Origin of the sequence: Zoogloea sp., assembly GCF_028689785.1 — a bacterium.
Lineage (GTDB): Bacteria > Pseudomonadota > Gammaproteobacteria > Burkholderiales > Rhodocyclaceae > Zoogloea.
The window spans coordinates 1-15,904 of the sequence record NZ_JAQVCN010000007.1 but is presented as its reverse complement, the minus strand read 5'-3'; the positions used below and the strand labels follow the sequence as shown (position 1 = coordinate 15,904).

Genomic DNA, 15,904 nt, shown 5'->3' with positions numbered 1-15,904 from the left:
TGCTTACTCCCACTTGACCTGACGATCGCCATGCGTACAAGCTCGACGAATCAGAACTCTTCCCACTCCGCCTCAGCAAGATTCGAGGCATGGCGTTTGACCTTCGGCAACGGCGCTCCAAGCTTGGCCACCTTCATTGTTTTTGCCGGCCCGGCCATACGCTCCCTCTCAGCCGGCGCGGGCTGAGGCACAGGAGCAGGCGGCTGCTCAGCCGTCTGGCGCTGCTTGAGCTTCCGGATTTCCTGGATCGTTTCGTCGGACAGGATGGCGAAATCATTGAGCAGCAGCCGCTCGGCGGCAGCCGCATCTCCGGCCTGCTTGGCACGAATCACCGCACCGGCGCAGCGATGGAAGTCTGCATGCTTGGTACTGAGCTGGACAAAGCCGGAATCGTCGGCATAACGCTTGCCTTCTCCATGGATCCAGCACCCCAGCACGCATTTGTCGTCCCGGGAAACCACAACTGGATCCAGAGCTTCGCCCTCGCCGGCCAGGAAACTGCGCAGCTTGTGCTTCCAGCCCATGTGGGCCTGGATTACGCCGTCAAAATCGAGACTTCCCGCGCTGGCAGCCCCTGTAGCAGGCACCAGACGGAAACGGCTCACCGCACGGACCAGATTCTGAGCCTGATCTTCAAGGCTCTCGGCTGCTGCCGCGGCCTCTTCGACCAGCGCCGCATTCTGCTGCGTCACCTCGTCCATCTGGCCCACGGCCTGCGTCACCTGCTCAATCCCGCTGCTCTGCTCCGAGCTCGCCTCCGCTATCTCCGTCACCAGCGACGACAGCTTCTGGAAGTTCGACACCACTTCCTCCATCGTCTGACCCGCCTCATTCACCAGCTTCGCACCATCCTCCACCTTGTCCACGCTGTCGGCGATCAGCGCCTTGATCTCACGCGCCGCCTGCGCGCTGCGCTGGGCAAGGCTACGCACTTCGCTCGCCACCACCGCAAACCCGCGCCCCTGCTCGCCCGCACGCGCCGCTTCCACCGCCGCGTTGAGCGCCAGAATGTTCGTCTGGAACGCGATCGAATCGATCACACCGATGATGTCGGCGATCTTCTTCGCGCTTTCCTGGATCGAGCCCATCGTCTCGACCACACGACCCACCATCGCACCGCCCTGCTCCGCCACTTCGTTGCTCGAACCCGCGAGCTCCTTCGCCTGCCGAGCGTTGTCCGCGTTCTGACGTACCGTCGCGTTCAGCTGCTCCATCGAGCTCGCCGTCTCTTCCAGGCTACTGGCCTGCTCTTCCGTACGTGACGAAAGATCCGAGTTCCCCGCAGAGATCTCCTGCGCCGCAACGTTGATCGACTCCGACGCCTCCTTGATCTGACCCACTACCTCCCGCAGCCGCTCAACCGTCGTGTTCGTGTCGTCCTTCAACTGCCCGAACGTTCCTCCGTACTCCGCCGTGATCTTCTCCGTCAGATCGCCCCGCGCTATCGCATTCAACACTCGGGCGATGTCCTCGAGATTGGTGGAAACAATCCCCATCAGGTTGTTCATGCCTTCCGACAAGGTAGCCAGGAAGCCGCTCTTGCCCTCAAGGCTCAGCCTGCGCGCGAAGTCCCCCCCCAAAGCGCCCGTGAGGAGATCCGCCAGTTCCTGCTCGATACGCACCTCGCCAGTCCGATCCTGCCACTCGACCACAGACCCAAGACGTACGCCTTGCGCGTTCATCACCGGGTTCGCCACCAGGGAAAAGACTCTCCCCCCGACACGCACCGTAGCCCGATGCTCAGCCTTCAGGGCGCCAAGGAGGCCCCTCTGGTGGGCAGGATTCTTGTGGAAGGAATCGAAATTGCGCCCGAGCAGCTCTTTGACCGAGAACTCCGGCAGTTCCTTGCGGATATCGCCTTCAGCATCCTGGAGCATCGCAAGAACGGAGTTGTTGCAATAGACGATCTGACCGTCGTTATCGGCCAGCATGATGTTGGTTGACGCCTTGTCGAGGGCGTTACGGATTCGCAAATTCCCCGCAGCAGCTTCGTACTCTTCGTTCAGGCGCACGCGCAGATTGGTCTGCATCTCGTTCAGGGAATTGGCAATTTCGCCAAAGGCATCCCGGGACACAACAGCCAAAGGCACGTCGAGAGCCCCTTGCCCCATCCTTTCCAGCCCCCCCTGGATCTGCTCGATGCCGTGGAGCATCGCGCGGCGAAAGCCCAGGAAGAGGTAGAGCGCCAGCACGATGCTCCCCACAATCACGCCAATCGCCGTCAGGCGGGCATTCTCCAGGCGTGCAAGGCGACGGGCGAGGTGCTGGTCAAACTCCCTGGCAGCCACATCAAGGAAGGCGTAGGCGCCATCGACTGCCTTCGAACCCACCTCAAACACCTGTGGAGGAGCAACGGCGATCTCCGCCGGCTTGAGAAGGCGCTCCTCAACCAGCGACACCAATGCGCGGACGTCGGCATCCACCTGCTTCCGAGGCGCCTCAAGAGTCGCACGGAGAACCGCATCATTGGCACCCGCCTTCACGGCCGAGGAATCAATCGCACCACGGCCGTCCGAGATGCGCCGGAGCAGCACATGCATCTCAATGCGCTCGTTCTCCGTACTCTGCCGCCGAAACGCCAAAGCCGTACCCAAGGCTCGCAAGCGCCCCGCATCTTCGGTCAGATCAGGAAGACGACTGACGAAGAGATCCATCAGGTAGTAGCTTTCCAGCTCAGGATCCAGCGTCGCGTTGGTATTGTCCGCAACGAGCGCAACGAAGGCCCTGACAGCCTGGATGTAGTCGGAGTGGAGGCGGAAACTATCGACAGCACCAACGGCCACCGCCTTTGCCTGGAGCTCAGCCCACCCCTTGCGGATCGCGCTCCACTCAGACGTCGTCCCAAGGGCCACGCCCAAGCGCTCGTTCACCAAATCACCCGCCTGGAGAGCCTGTTCAACCTGTGCGCGAAGATCTCCAAGCCGGGCCGAAAGAGATGTATCACCGCCAATGACGCTCTGCGATACACCCCGATGGGCTTGCACAGCCTGCATCAACTGCCGTGCAGGCATCACCATTGGAACCGCCTGGGTTTCCTTAACGGTGAAATCGATGTCGGTATTGATCCGACCAAGCAGCATGAAAGCCAGTACCACAACGGGAATCAAAGCAATCAGCCCGAGCAGGAAAAGCTTTCCTTGAACAGACAGCCGGTTCATTACGCCAACTGCTGGAGAGAAAAATGCACTCATGGTTGCACCTGCGCTCAGTGGGTCGCTTCGTCAACCAGCGCCATCTCGCTAGAAAGCATCAGTCGCTCGATATCCACGACGATCAGCATCCGCTCCCCAAGCGCCCCCAGGCCCATGATGTACGCCGTATCGACAGAAGACGCAAAATCTGGCGCAGGACGGATCTGATCCGCCTTAAGGGCGATCACATCAGAAACGGCATCCACGACCATGCCGACGACCCGCCCCCCGATGTTCAGGATGATCACGACCGTGAAGGGCGTGTACTCCGCCACGCCGACGGCAAACTTGATACGCAGATCAACGATTGGGACGATGGTGCCGCGGAGATTGATGACGCCCTTTATGAAGCCTGGAGCATTCGCGATGGTTGTGACGGCGTCGTAGCCACGAATCTCCTGAACCTTCAGGATATCGATCGCATACTCCTCGGCACCAAGGGTAAAAGTCAGGAGTTCCTGGGCGAAGCCGGACTCATCCGACTCCTGACCGGTCGCGGTCTGGGCAGCCTGCAGCATGACAACACTCCTCGTTGGGAATGATCCATTTACGGCGGCAGGACTGCTTTCTGAAGGAGCTGCAGAGGACTTCGGAATGCACGTAAAAGCCCCTCGGTGGCACATCCAGCCAAACGCGTCGATCGAACCAGTCTCGATCGCGCACCAAGCCTTGCTGGCGCTCGCGAAGCAGGACACAGTCGCTGCCGCAGCGCCCACATCGGGGGCGGTGCGAAAGGCCTTCAGTGAGGGACGGAAGCAGCGAACCGCCAACCACTACTTCCCCCAGATCCCGCGATGAACCAAAAAAAAGCGGGTACCCGCCACCAGGGCGGATACCCGATTCAAGCCGCCCCCCGGGAGGGGACGACACAGGGAAGAAGGGAGATCAGACGCGTTTGAACAGCGGGCTGCGCACCTGCTGGGCGTCGGCAGCGGAGAAGAATTTTTCGGTGTAGATATCCCGCTCGAACAGGCGCCCCTGCATCAGCGTCGAGATGCAGGCTTCGATCATGATCGGGGGACCACACAGATAGGCCTTTCGACCGCGGAAGTCATTGTCGAAGTGGGCTTTGGCAGCCTCGTGCACATAGCCGCGGAAGCCCTGCCAATCGCTGCCGGCCGGCTCTTCGGAGAGCGCGGGCACATAACTGAAGTGCGGATGCCGGGCGGCCAACTCGACGAACTCCTGGTGGTAGTACAGCTCGGCCTGGTTGCGGGCGCCGTAGACCAGGGTGATGGGCAAGACCGAGCCCTCCTCCAGCAGGCCGAGAATCATCGCGCGTGGGCTGGACAGCCCCGAGCCGCCGGCCATGAACAGGGACGGCAGGCCCGCCGAGCGATGCACGAAGAAGCGGCCATAGGGCCCGGTCAGAGTCAGGCGGTCCCCCACCTGCAGCGTCTGGTGTATCCAGGTGGTGCCGGCACCACCGGGAACGATGCGGATATTCAGCTCGATCTCGTTGCCGGCGGAGGGCGGGCTGGCCAGGGAGAAGGCGCGGAAGCCCAGCTCGCCGGGCAGGTTGAGGTTGACGTACTGGCCGGCCTGGAAATCCAGGGTTTCGCCCTCATCCAGCTTGATCCAGATGCCCTTGATGGTGGGGGTGAGGTTCTCGATGCGGCTGACGACGCCGTGGTAGTCCCGCACGGGGATGTCGCGGGCGTCGTCGTCGGTCTCGATCTCGGCCTCGATGACCAGGTCGGACTCCAGCCTTGCGCAGCAGGCCAGCACCTTGCCTTCGTCCCGCTCGTAGTCCATCAGGGCAAAGTTGGATGCGTTGCCGTGGTCCACCTCTCCGTCGGTTACGGTGACCTTGCAGGTGGCACAGTAGCCCTGGCCACAGGCGTGGGGCAGGAATATACCGGCGCGCAGGGCGGCGTCGAGGATGGTCTGGCCCTCCTCGACCTCGATGCTGCGGCCGAGGGGTTCGATGGTCAGCTCGTAGCTCATGGCGCCGTCCTCAATAGCCCGAGCCAGCGATGCCGTCCAGCCCCGGGGTGATGAGGCGGATCAGGTCCTTGTGGCCGATGCCGTTGTCGGCCAGGCTCTTGTTGCGGTCGAGCACGACGGGGCGACTGCCGTTGAGCCAACGCACCGCGCGCCAGTCGATCTGCGCCCAGTCGGGGTGGTAGCTGAAGCAGTCGGTCATGTGGGTGTCGATGATCTCGCCAAAGAGCGTCTCGGGCGCCAGGGCCAGCACGAACGGCCGGGAGAACATGCGGTGGCGCTCCCAATTGATGTACAGGAGCTGGCGGCCGGCGTAGTTCTCGACGGCGTCGCTGGAGGGAAAATCGTAAGGGGCCAGGGTTTTCAGCAGGGTCATGATCCGTTCCTCAGTTCTGGGTGGCCTGGGCACGCCATTTGGCAAAGTTCTTCTGATCTTCCGAGCCGTTGAAGTCACCGCTGGCGCGCTTGTCCATGCGCCAGTAGGCGTGCATGCGGGCACCCGGGCGGTAGTCGTGGGCGTTGACGTCAGTGCCCTCTGGCTCGCACTTGCCCTGCAGGGCGGCGTGGGAGGAGATGAAGGTCTGCACGTACTTTTCGGGTTCGTCCTCGAAGATCTCCCTGCAGTGGTCCGAGCAGAAATGGAATTTCTCGCCCTTGTACACCGTCTCGCGGAAGCACATCTCCATCGGGTCGCCGGGCTCGTTGAACTTGATGGTGGACACGCAGACCTGGCAGTTCATGGGCTGGGTCTTGTTGTTGAAGCGCTTGCCGGCCTTCTCCTGGGCGATCCAGTGCTCGTACACCGGGCGGTAATACGTGTCGAAGGTGTTGGGGTACTTCTCGGACAGCCAGTCGAGCTCTTCGGGCTGGGGCATCCAGGTGTGGAAGGGCGTGGCGTCGGGCTTCATGTAGAAGCCGATCCACGACTGGTGGGTGATGTGCTCCTTCTCTTCGATGGTTTGGTCGAAGCACTTGGGCACCTTGACGCCGTAACGGGCCAGGTCGGTGAACAGGGCGGTGCCGTTCTGCTCGAAGTAGATCTCCCAGGCTTCCTTGAAGCTCATGATCCGCTTGGGCAGCATGTAGTCCATCATCATGCCCACCGAGGCCAGCTTGCGGGTGCCGCGCCAGGTCCATTTGTCGATCCAGCGTTGCACGATGGGCAGATTGTCCGGGTCCTGCTCAAGCATGAACTTGATGCACTCCAGGCCCAGGGTCATGTGGCGGGCCTCGTCAGACTGGGCCGAGAAACCCACGGTCATGGCTGCCATGTCGCCGTTGTAGGCGGCGCCCGAGATGAAGGGCACGAACAGGATGTTGGTCAGCACGTACTCGAAGGCGAAGCCGATGGCCACCATGAACTCGAAGGGGCCGGCGGTGATGGCGTCGTCGAAGAAGGACTTGCCGTCCGACAGGTACCACATGCGCGACTGCTGGTGGGCGAACTCGTCCAGGCCGTTGTAGAAGCGGTTGTAGTTGCTGATGGAGTGGATCTGGGTCTGGAAGTGGCGGTACTCATCCACCGACTGCATCATGCAGGCCACACGGGGGCCGGCGCCCACCATCTGCCGGGCCACCATGCTGAAGCCGCGTGCAGCCATCAGCTCCAGGGGCGGGGTGGAGCCCAGAAAGAGCTTGAGCACGTTGATGTAGCGGGCGTCGGTCACCGACAGGTGGCCGTTGTTCTGGTTGAAGGCGTCGAGGATGGCGTAGAGCTTGCGCTCCTTCTCGGCCTGATATTTCCAGTAGGCGTCCATGGTCAGCCGGAAGGGGTCTTCCCAGGCGTTCCAGTCGTGGATCTTGATGCCTTCGTAGCCTACCTGCGGGAAAACCTTGTCCATAGGCTGGAAGGTGGTGTCCCAGGCCAGGTCCCGGGTCATCATGGTGTAACGCTCTTTGAGGCCGAGCTTCTTGGATACTTTCATGTCCATGCTGTCTCTCCTTGGGTGTCCGGGTCAGGCTTCCCAGCTCAGGGTGAATTCGTCGTCGCTCTCGTCCAGGTGGCCGGAGATGGTGATCAGGTGCAGCTGCAGCTCCTGCAGATCGAAATCGCGGCCCATCTTCTCTTCCACGGTGGCGCGCTTGATGACCAGGCGGCCGGGCACATCCACCTTGACCATGGCGGGCTGATCCACCACCACGGCAGCCGGGTTGTCGTCGACGATGGCCTCGACGATGCAGCGGGTTTCTTCGTTCTTCTGAAAGGCAATGAAGGCGTTGGATGTCATGGGCGAGCCTCTTTAAAGGGGGATGCCGGCCTTGGCAGCGCGGGCATCAAGTTGCTGGACGACTTCGTCCAGGACGGCGGCGCCCTCGGCACCGAAACCCAGCTCCGCCACCGGGGCGAGCACCTCAATGGAGCGCTGGCGGGCCGCGCGGACCCACTCGGCGAGCAGAGCCTTGTTGGCGGGGTTGTCGGCAGCGGCGGCCTTCAGCACGGCATCCACCCATTTCACGTTCTCGGCGTACCACTCTCGCTGGAAGCGGGTGAGCAGGGTCAGCACCGGGCCATGGGCGGCATTGAGGCGGTCAGTGAGCTTGTCGTAGATGAGTGGAAAGAGCAGGCCTTCGAGGGCGAAGTTCTGGGCCACGAAGAGCTCGAACCAGTCGTCCATGACCATCTGGTCTTCGATGTAGTGACGCAAGCCCTGCCAGGTCGGCGCCGCCAGCCAGGCCTGTTTGGCCTCGGCCAGGGCGTCGATCTCGTCGAGGGAGATGGCCAGACGGGTGATGAACTGGGCAATCCCCAGCTGATCCATGCAGGCGTAGGCGGCGGCCTGGGAGATGGCGATACCGTAGCTGTAGGCGGCGATGTAGGAGTTGTTGATGTTGGAACCCCAGGCCACGTGGCGCAGGGGTAGCAGCACCTGGTTGACCACGACCTTGCCGGCCCCCGGGTAGCCGGCGGCAAGCCCCATCTCCTCGGCCAGGTCGAAGTCGGCGGTAGCGGTTTCCTGCATGCGGCCCCGGGCCAGGGTCCAGGCACCGTAGTAGAACTGGCGCGGGTCCTTCAGCGCGTACCAGTCCCTCATGGTGATGCGGGTGCGGGCCGGGTCGAAGATGTCGTGGGACGGGTCCCAGGTGGGGCGGTAGTGGTAGTTCTCCACCGGCTGCAGGTCCATGGTGCCTTCCATGTAGCGGGAGGCCGGCTTGTCCGCCCCCATCCGCCGGGCCAGGTGGCCGAAGGTCTGCCGCAGGGGCTCGATGGTGATGGTGCGAAGATCCATGCTCATTGTGTTCTCCTCTTCCTCGGGTGTCGGGTGCGCGGGGCCTGCGGCGGGCTCAGCGGAAACGCTGGTGGGTGGCGTCGTGGAGCGTCCAGGCGAAGTCGCTGTCGGAGCGGGCCGAGGCCGCTTCCAGTAGCGTCACCCGGTTGTCGGCGCAGAAGGCGGCAAAGGCGGCGCGGGGCATGATCAGTTCCACGACCAGCTCGGGGTCGCCCACCGAAAACTCGAACTCGATCAGTCCACCTTCGCGCTCGCCAGTCACCCGCACGAACTTGCGCGTCACGTCGAATTGCTGATCTTCCATGGCCCCGCCTCCTGGTTATGCGGCCGGCGGCAACACGGGCCGGCGTGGGAGGCATTACACCAAACAGTAATATATTAGTGAATGGACGATCAGCGCCTTGGCTTGTACTTTTCAAAGCCCGGCTGATGGGTGGATCAGCGAATCTGATCCTGGTGCTGGATACGGAACTGGCTCGGCGTCATCCCCACCCGCCGGGTGAAGAAGCGCGAGAAATAGGCCGGGTCGGCAAAACCCAGCTGGTAGGACAGCTCGCCCACCGGCGTGGTGGAGAAGCGCAGCAGGCGCCGCGCCTCCTGGAGCAGGCGGTCGTGCACCACCTCCTTGGACGGCAGGTTGGCCATGCGCCGGCACACGTCGTTGAGGCGGGCCTCGGTGATGGCCAGCTGGCGGGCGTAGTCGGGCAAGGTCAAATGGTCACGGAAGTGCAGCTCCACCAGGTCGCAGAAACTCAGGAAAATGCGCAGATCCTCGCCCCGCTCACGCTTCAGGGGGGCTGCCGGCACGTGGCTGGCCACCAAGCGGTTGAGGCTGATGAAGAAGCACAGGCCCAGGGCCTGCACCGCCGCGGAACGCCCCTTGCCCCGCCCACCGAACTCCTGCTGCAGCAGCTCGGCCAGCTGGATCAGGCGGGCCGCCTCGGCCTGCACCTCGTCGGCGGCCCCGCCCAGGGGCAGGAATGCCGGCTCACGCAGTTGGGCATCGGGCCACTGCCCAGGCAGGGACGCGTACCAGGCCCGCACCACATCCTGGCGCACGGTGATGACATGACCGTCGGTGTGCTCTTCGGAATAGAAGGCGTGAGGGATAGCCGGCGGGGTGATGAAGACCAGCGGCGCCTCGGCACAATAGGCCTGGTCATCCAGTTGCAGGCTGATGCTGCCGCGCACCAACAGATGCACCTGAAAGAAGCGCGAATGGCGGTGGGCCGGCGTGTTGCGGCCGAAAATCTCGGCCAGCCGGCCGAAGGTCTCGTAATGCACGTCGCACTCAGGATCCCCCTCATAGATCCGGGTGATATGGATATCGGGGATGGACTGGGGGCGCTCCACGGAGCGGCCTGCAGGGTCGGCAACGGACATCCCGCAAGAAGATCACTTCGATGTTAGGGAGTCAACAGGTATCATTGAACCTTGGACACCGGAGCCTCCGCTCCCCCATCACAGGAGCACGACACCCCATGCAGAGCAGGATTTCCTACCGCAACCTGCCCCAGCTTTTCCTGAAAGCCCGGGAGGAGCTGATCTGCCACTTCCGCCCCATCCTCAACCACTTCGGGCTCACCGAGCAACAGTGGCGCATCCTGCGCGTGCTCAGTGAACGCGAGCAGCTCGAACCCTGGGAGATCTGCGACATCTGCCAGATCCTCAGCCCCAGCCTGGCCGGAGTGCTGTCGCGCATGGACGACATGGGGGTGATCAGCCGCAACCGCGTGCCCGAAGACCAGCGCCGGGTGATCGTGCGGCTGAGCCCCCAGGGCAGCGCACTGGTAGAAGAGATCGCCCCCTTGATCCAGGCCCAGTACCACAAGCTTGAGGAAGCCCTCGGACGTGAGTTGATCGACGAGTTGTACACCGTGCTCGACAAGGTCATCAGCGGCACCCGTGCGCCCGTTGAACGTATTACCCTGCCGCCGGCCAGCCCGGCCCCGGCCACGGCGGAGAAGCGCAAACGCGCGCCCCGCAGCAATACGCGCGCAACGGCCAAGCCTTAAGGTTTACACTTTTCGGCTCCGGGCGCCCCATCGCCCTCAACCCCCCAAGAACGCGGAGTAAAACAGTGCACTACGGCGATTACAGTACCGACGCCCTCATGACCATCACCAACCGGCCAGACCTCGTCTTCGTGCGAGGCGAAGGTAGCTGGCTGTTCGACCATCAGGGCAAGCGCTACCTGGACTTCATCCAGGGCTGGGCGGTCAATTGCCTCGGCCACTGTCCGCCCCAGATCCGCGACGCCCTGGTAAACCAGGCCAGCACCCTGCTCAACCCCAGCCCGGCCTTCTACAACGGCCCGATGATCGAGCTGGCCGGCATCCTTACTGCCAACTCCGTCTTCGACCGGGTGTTTTTCGCAAACACCGGCGCCGAAGCCAACGAGGGCGCCATCAAGCTCGCCCGCAAGTGGGGGCAGGTACACAAGGGCGGCGCCTACGAGATCATCACCTTTGACCACAGCTTCCACGGCCGCACCCTGGCCACCATGTCGGCCTCCGGCAAGGCCGGCTGGGACACCCTGTTTGCGCCCCAGGTGCCGGGCTTCCCCAAGGCCGGGCTGAATGACATCGAATCGGTGAAGGCCCTGATCAACGAGCGCACCGTGGCCGTCATGCTGGAGCCCGTACAAGGCGAAGGCGGCGTGATTCCCGCCAGCCCTGCCTTCCTGCAGGCCCTGCGCCAACTGACCCGGGAACACGGCCTGCTGCTGATCGTGGACGAGGTTCAAACCGGCGTCGGCCGCACCGGCACCCTTTTCGCCTACGAACAGGCCGGCATCGAGCCCGACATCATGACTTTGGGCAAAGGCATCGGCGGCGGCGCGCCCCTGGCCGCCCTCCTCGCCCGCGAGGATGTCTGCTGCTTCGTGCCCGGCGATCAGGGTGGAACCTACAACGGCAACCCACTGATGACTGCCGTGGGCGTAGCGGTCCTGCGCACCCTGCTGGCCGATGGTTTCCTGGCCGGCGTGCGCGCCCGGGGTGAATATCTTTCCAGCCGCCTGCAGGCGCTCTCGGCCCGCCACAGCCTGGGCGGTGAACGGGGCACCGGCATGTTGCGTGCGCTGGTGCTCGACAGCGACCGCGGCCCAGCGCTGGTCAAAGCCGCGCTCGAACAAGCCCCGGTCGGCCTGCTCCTCAACGCCCCCCGCCCCAACCTGCTGCGCTTCATGCCGGCGCTCAACGTGAGCGAGGGCGAGATCGACCAGATGGTGGAAATGCTGGACGCCCTGCTGCGCAACTGACGTCCCATCCCGCAGGCGCCTTTCCGGCGCCGGCCTTCATCGCCGGGATGATTCGCATGGACCAACGCACATTCGAGAATCTGCTGCGCGATGAAGGCTACCAACAGCCTGTCATTGTCGAACGGGAGCCCAACGGCCGCCTTGGCCGCCATACCCACCCCTTCGAAGCCAAGGCACTGATCCTGAACGGCTGGATCGCCATCGAGACGGAAGGGCAGACCCGGGTCTACCAGGCAGGTGACACCTTCCATCTGGCCGCCGAAGAAGCCCATTCAGAATCCTACGGGCCAGACGGCGTTCGCTATCTGGCAGGGCGGCGCTGAACCGCACCCAAAAAGACGCAGCCTCTCCCCTGGCAACGACGCCTCAGCCACTCACGGTGCTCATCAGACGCCACTCCGACGATATAGTTAGGGCCCGACAGCCACGCCTGTATTACGCAGAGCAAAAAGTCAGACCACATGTCGCGATCCTGGAAAGTCAGCGCAGCCACCCTTGCCGTCCTCGGCATCCTTAGCGGCAGTAAACTTTTCCTTGACTACCGGATCACGGCAGAGCAAGAGCAGGAGCGACTTTCGCTGCTTGCCGCCGGATTGAATGCCAATATCGGTGAGCAACTACGCTCGACCTCCCGGATGCTGGACGCCCTGCGGGAGGATACGCCAACCCTGCTGAGCATGCCGGGAGGCATTCAGCGCATCAACAGGCGCATGGAAATACTGGCCGAGGCGGTAAGCGGCATCAAGACCCTCGTCTATGTCGCCCCTGACGGCGAAGTGGTGGCAAGCAACAGACCCAGCCTGATCGGAAAGAACTTTCTCCACAGCGAACGCTACACCACCATCCGGGAAGACAATCAGCCTGAAAAGCTCTACGTCTCACGCCCCTTCGTCACACCACTGGGCAATTTCACGATCAGCCTCGGCAAAACGCTGAATACCCAACCCGGCCCCTTCAAGGGGTATCTACTTGCCATCGTAGACCCGGATTTCTTTGGCGTGCTGATGAAGTCCATGCTCTATGCACCGGACATGCGCCTCTCCGTCGCACACGGGGATGGACAGATTATCTATAGCACGCAGACGGTCCCGGATATCCGTGGCGTGGATCTCGCCAAGAAGGCCGACTCACCCTTTCGAAGACACCTGCAAAGTGGGCGCCAGAACAGTTTCACGGTGAACAAGGCAACCGCCACCGGTGATGAACGCTTCTTCGCAATTCACACGGTTCTTCCAACCGGTGCGCTTGCCGACAAACCCCTGGTACTCGGTGTCAGCAGGGGCGTGAATGGCGTCTTTGCCGAGTGGTACCGCACAGCCATCGAAGTTGGCGTTCTTTACGCAATCTGTATTGCAGGCACCACCGCCGGACTCATCCTCCTCGGCAGGCGAAAACATGCCCTGAAAGACCTGCATGCCCAAAAGGCGGCCATCGAAAAAGGAGCCGAGGAGCAGATTCAGGAGAAGAACGAGCAGTTCCGGGCCTACTTCAACAACCTTGCCGTGGGGGCGGTACAACTCGACGCGAATGGCCTGTTTCAACTGGTCAATGAGCGCTACTGTGAAATGACGGGCTATTCCGCCGAGGAGCTATTGGGAAAGAAACGCCCGTCCGACCTGACCCACCCGGATGACATCGAGCTTGAACTCAGCAAACGGCGTGCTTTCTTGGCCGGAGAGAGCAATGTCCTCGACATCGAAAAACGCATGATCTCCCGGTCTGGCATCACCATCTGGGTGCATGTCTTCGCCAACGCGGTGCGGGACAGCGCGGGTACGATCAAGTTCACATCCGCGGTGATCGAGGACATTACCCAGCGCCGCACACTGATGGCAGCCCTTGAAGTCGCCCGGGAAAGGGCAGAGGCCGCCAACCGTGCCAAAACCCTGTTCCTTGGAAACATGTCCCACGAGATGCGGACGCCCTTGCACCACATTGCCAGTGCAGCCAGCCTGTTCCGCCGGGATCCGCTCACCGACAAGCAGGCCAAGCGCCTCACCATGCTGGAGGCGGGTGTAAAGCGGCTTGATACGGTCATTGGAGGCATCCTGACCCTGGTAGATATCGAATCGGGTTCGACCGACGTCCGGTTGCGAATGATCGACATGGAAACCCTGATCCAGGGTGTGGCAAGCACCATGATGGACAAGGCCATGGCCAAGGGACTGAGCATCGAACATCAGGTGGCGGAACTGCCCTCCCCTCTCCAGGGCGATCCGGATCACATCGTCACGATTCTCGAGTGCTTCTGTAACAACGCCATCAGTTTCTCCGACAAGGGCATCATCCGGCTCACCGTCTCCTGCCTGCGGGAAGAAGCCGGCAACGCACTGATTCGCCTCGAAGTACATGACGAGGGGATCGGCGTGGCGCAGGAGCACATCGCCCGCCTGTTTGAACACTTCGAGCAGGCAGACAACGCCAACTCCCGACGTTACGGTGGTGCGGGGGTCGGTCTGGCCATCGCAAGGCAGTTGGCCAGAATGATGGGCGGCAATGCAGGCTGTGAGAGCACCCCGGGCCAGGGGAGTACATTCTGGGCAACAGTCATGCTGGTGAAGCTTGCCCCGACTGCCGCATGACATTCAGCCCAGCCGAGCAATCTTGACGGAGGCTGTATCAATGTGCCGCGCCAGCGCATCGATACAGGGTCCGAATCGATGACTGAACGCAGTAGACGCCAACACACTGCCAAGAAAGATGCGCGCCAGTTCGTGGGCACGCCGCCATATTTCGTTGGGTATGCCGCTCCGGATTGATGCCTCAGGGATGGCGTCCGGAAGCCCCCCGCCGCTTCGAGGCTGAAATGCCATCGGTGTCATATCGTAGGCCGGCGCCAGATGATAGGGACGGCCATGCTCGGAAACGAAGGACAGGTTGCCGCTGTGCATGTCAGAGTTGCCTATCAATGTTCCGAAGGCCCACAGGAGATCTGCTCCATCGGCGGCGCCCGGATGCACCTGTCCGCCCGCCACAAGTTGATGCGTAATCGACGACCAGTCGCCACCGGAGCCAACAAACTCGGCATCCATCGCCGCCAGGGAAATGAGCGCACTCCGCCCCCTTTCGCCACTGCGGTCAAAACGCTCGACCTCAAGAAAGCGCTGGTTCCCGTGGTCAAGAATCCGCGTTGTGGCTGCGGGGACGCCTGCCTCCCGCAGCGTATTCAATGCGAGGTGTTCAGCCAGCAGCAGGTCACGCCAGCGCTCGGTCACCGGGCCTTCCTCCGACTCACTGAACTTCACAATGACGTGCCGTGGCCCGCTCGAAGTCATGGCAAAAGCCATGAACTTGGGCTGCTCACCGCCAGCTGAAGACCCAGGCAGCTCACCATATGCTGCTTCGCGTGCCAGACGGGAATACGCCTCAGCCTTGAGCTCTTCTGCAATCAGATACGGAGGCGCTACGTTCAGAAAGCAGTCTCGCGCGGCATCTCCGAGTAGAAGATTTCCCACAGCATCATGTCCGTGTGCAAGCAGCGCGCGCAATGCATGCGTATCCGTCCAATCGTTGAGCCGCTCAGGCAACCCAAGCTCGCCGCCATGTCGAGTCGCGTAAGCCCGGCCTACGTATCCTTGTGGGCGCATGTCAAACAGCCACCACGGAAGTCCATCACTATGAATGGTGACTCCGTTGTCTTGGCGCATCACGAACCCTTCCGGACGAACAGGGATGAGCACCCCCAGCCTCCGGATCAGGCCCGCAGAGTCGACGCGGTAGATCGGGATATCAGGCAGCCCGCGCACGGTGTCGCGAAGCGCGTACTGAATAGATCGCGTGGCACCGACTCGTACAATTTCATCGCTTAACTCGGCGAGTATGCGAGAAATGGTTGGCTGACTTACTTCAATAATATCAGCAAGTTGCCTAGCAGACCGCAGACCCGCGGAAAGGCTTCGCCGGATGGCATCTGGGCGCAGGTCTCGTTGACGCATGAAAAAATGAATAGAAAATCAACTAAAAAAACGAGCTGATATTTTAGACAGAATTCTGTTGCCGCAGCGTTCCGATGCGCAAATCTCTGGCAGCAGCTTCGCCCCGGTCTCGACGAAGATGGTACGAAGTTCGTGACGACGAGGACCGCGCAGACCTAACAGAGGCTGCGCGATTGCAACAGTCGGAACTAGAAAGCAAAAACGCCCCGAAAGGGGCGTCAGACTGCTGACAAAGCCCCAAGCCCCCGCCCGTCGGGGGCTTCGTTTTTTTATAATAGCGGCATGCTCAAGCCTGCCGCCGCCTCCGCTCAGACCGAACTGGAAATGGTGACGCTGGACCAGCTG

At 62.2% G+C, this 15,904-nt stretch carries 15 protein-coding genes; 4 read left to right on the top strand and 11 right to left on the bottom strand.

The features are described from left to right. Nucleotides 1-50 precede the first annotated feature (50 nt). The 9 genes from PHI64_RS05410 to hpaA all read right to left on the bottom strand — a co-directional run bounded on the left by PHI64_RS05410 (nucleotide 51) and on the right by hpaA (nucleotide 9,745). Nucleotides 51-3,191 carry a methyl-accepting chemotaxis protein gene (locus PHI64_RS05410; RefSeq protein ID WP_299879785.1) on the bottom strand — a complete coding sequence of 1,047 codons (3,141 nt, stop codon included), beginning with the start codon at nucleotides 3,189-3,191 and terminating at the stop codon, nucleotides 51-53. A 14-nt stretch (nucleotides 3,192-3,205) separates the two neighbouring features. Further along, nucleotides 3,206-3,709 carry a chemotaxis protein CheW gene (locus PHI64_RS05405; RefSeq protein WP_299879782.1) on the bottom strand — a complete coding sequence of 168 codons (504 nt, stop codon included), beginning with the start codon at nucleotides 3,707-3,709 and terminating at the stop codon, nucleotides 3,206-3,208. A 367-nt stretch (nucleotides 3,710-4,076) separates the two neighbouring features. Next, nucleotides 4,077-5,138: a phenol 2-monooxygenase domain-containing protein gene (locus PHI64_RS05400; protein ID WP_299879779.1), complete on the bottom strand. Its 1,062-nt coding sequence runs from the start codon at nucleotides 5,136-5,138 to the stop codon at nucleotides 4,077-4,079. A gap of 10 nt (nucleotides 5,139-5,148) precedes the next feature. Continuing rightward, entirely contained in the window at nucleotides 5,149-5,511 is a 363-nt protein-coding gene (locus tag PHI64_RS05395; RefSeq protein WP_299879776.1) for a phenol hydroxylase subunit P4, read from the bottom strand. A gap of 10 nt (nucleotides 5,512-5,521) precedes the next feature. Further along, nucleotides 5,522-7,066 (bottom strand): YHS domain-containing protein, encoded by a 1,545-nt coding sequence (locus PHI64_RS05390; RefSeq protein WP_299879773.1) that lies wholly within the window; start codon nucleotides 7,064-7,066, stop codon nucleotides 5,522-5,524. A gap of 24 nt (nucleotides 7,067-7,090) precedes the next feature. Then, a complete protein-coding gene (locus PHI64_RS05385) occupies nucleotides 7,091-7,363 on the bottom strand; it encodes an MmoB/DmpM family protein (protein ID WP_299879770.1) in 273 nt (90 codons plus the stop codon). A gap of 12 nt (nucleotides 7,364-7,375) precedes the next feature. Continuing rightward, complete coding sequence (locus PHI64_RS05380) at nucleotides 7,376-8,368, bottom strand: phenol hydroxylase (protein WP_299879767.1); 993 nt, start codon at nucleotides 8,366-8,368, stop codon at nucleotides 7,376-7,378. Between the two features lie 49 nt (nucleotides 8,369-8,417). Beyond that, on the bottom strand, nucleotides 8,418-8,666 hold the full coding sequence (locus PHI64_RS05375) for a phenol hydroxylase subunit (protein ID WP_299879764.1): 249 nt from the start codon (nucleotides 8,664-8,666) through the stop codon (nucleotides 8,418-8,420). Nucleotides 8,667-8,800: 134 nt separating this feature from the next. Continuing rightward, nucleotides 8,801-9,745: a 4-hydroxyphenylacetate catabolism regulatory protein HpaA gene (gene hpaA / locus PHI64_RS05370; RefSeq protein WP_299879761.1), complete on the bottom strand. Its 945-nt coding sequence runs from the start codon at nucleotides 9,743-9,745 to the stop codon at nucleotides 8,801-8,803. 98 nt (nucleotides 9,746-9,843) lie between these two features. Between hpaA and hpaR the strand changes: the two genes are divergently transcribed. From hpaR to PHI64_RS05350, 4 genes are all read left to right on the top strand, one after another. Beyond that, nucleotides 9,844-10,377, top strand: a complete 534-nt coding sequence (gene hpaR, locus PHI64_RS05365; RefSeq protein ID WP_299879758.1) for a homoprotocatechuate degradation operon regulator HpaR — start codon at nucleotides 9,844-9,846, stop codon at nucleotides 10,375-10,377. A 65-nt stretch (nucleotides 10,378-10,442) separates the two neighbouring features. After that, nucleotides 10,443-11,624 (top strand): acetylornithine transaminase, encoded by a 1,182-nt coding sequence (locus PHI64_RS05360; protein WP_299879755.1) that lies wholly within the window; start codon nucleotides 10,443-10,445, stop codon nucleotides 11,622-11,624. Between the two features lie 56 nt (nucleotides 11,625-11,680). Then, entirely contained in the window at nucleotides 11,681-11,947 is a 267-nt protein-coding gene (locus PHI64_RS05355; protein ID WP_299879752.1) for a cupin, read from the top strand. 138 nt (nucleotides 11,948-12,085) lie between these two features. Then, a complete protein-coding gene (locus tag PHI64_RS05350; protein ID WP_299879749.1) occupies nucleotides 12,086-14,206 on the top strand; it encodes a PAS domain S-box protein in 2,121 nt (706 codons plus the stop codon). Between the two features lie 3 nt (nucleotides 14,207-14,209). Here PHI64_RS05350 and yjjJ read toward each other — a convergent pair whose 3' ends face one another. Continuing rightward, nucleotides 14,210-15,559 (bottom strand): type II toxin-antitoxin system HipA family toxin YjjJ, encoded by a 1,350-nt coding sequence (gene yjjJ, locus PHI64_RS05345; RefSeq protein WP_299879746.1) that lies wholly within the window; start codon nucleotides 15,557-15,559, stop codon nucleotides 14,210-14,212. An 18-nt stretch (nucleotides 15,560-15,577) separates the two neighbouring features. Continuing rightward, on the bottom strand, nucleotides 15,578-15,904 hold a 327-nt coding region (locus PHI64_RS05340), incomplete at its 5' end, for a hypothetical protein (RefSeq protein ID WP_299879743.1).

What these genes read in the sequence shown, in the direction of transcription:
- PHI64_RS05410 (WP_299879785.1), bottom strand. Translation starts at nt 3,191, where the DNA reads ATGAGTGCATTTTTCTCTCCAGCAGTTGGCGTAATGAACCGGCTGTCT.
- PHI64_RS05405 (WP_299879782.1), bottom strand. Translation starts at nt 3,709, where the DNA reads ATGCTGCAGGCTGCCCAGACCGCGACCGGTCAGGAGTCGGATGAGTCC.
- PHI64_RS05400 (WP_299879779.1), bottom strand. Translation starts at nt 5,138, where the DNA reads ATGAGCTACGAGCTGACCATCGAACCCCTCGGCCGCAGCATCGAGGTC.
- PHI64_RS05395 (WP_299879776.1), bottom strand. Translation starts at nt 5,511, where the DNA reads ATGACCCTGCTGAAAACCCTGGCCCCTTACGATTTTCCCTCCAGCGAC.
- PHI64_RS05390 (WP_299879773.1), bottom strand. Translation starts at nt 7,066, where the DNA reads ATGGACATGAAAGTATCCAAGAAGCTCGGCCTCAAAGAGCGTTACACC.
- PHI64_RS05385 (WP_299879770.1), bottom strand. Translation starts at nt 7,363, where the DNA reads ATGACATCCAACGCCTTCATTGCCTTTCAGAAGAACGAAGAAACCCGC.
- PHI64_RS05380 (WP_299879767.1), bottom strand. Translation starts at nt 8,368, where the DNA reads ATGAGCATGGATCTTCGCACCATCACCATCGAGCCCCTGCGGCAGACC.
- PHI64_RS05375 (WP_299879764.1), bottom strand. Translation starts at nt 8,666, where the DNA reads ATGGAAGATCAGCAATTCGACGTGACGCGCAAGTTCGTGCGGGTGACT.
- hpaA (WP_299879761.1), bottom strand. Translation starts at nt 9,745, where the DNA reads ATGTCCGTTGCCGACCCTGCAGGCCGCTCCGTGGAGCGCCCCCAGTCC.
- hpaR (WP_299879758.1), top strand. Translation starts at nt 9,844, where the DNA reads ATGCAGAGCAGGATTTCCTACCGCAACCTGCCCCAGCTTTTCCTGAAA.
- PHI64_RS05355 (WP_299879752.1), top strand. Translation starts at nt 11,681, where the DNA reads ATGGACCAACGCACATTCGAGAATCTGCTGCGCGATGAAGGCTACCAA.
- PHI64_RS05350 (WP_299879749.1), top strand. Translation starts at nt 12,086, where the DNA reads ATGTCGCGATCCTGGAAAGTCAGCGCAGCCACCCTTGCCGTCCTCGGC.
- yjjJ (WP_299879746.1), bottom strand. Translation starts at nt 15,559, where the DNA reads ATGCGTCAACGAGACCTGCGCCCAGATGCCATCCGGCGAAGCCTTTCC.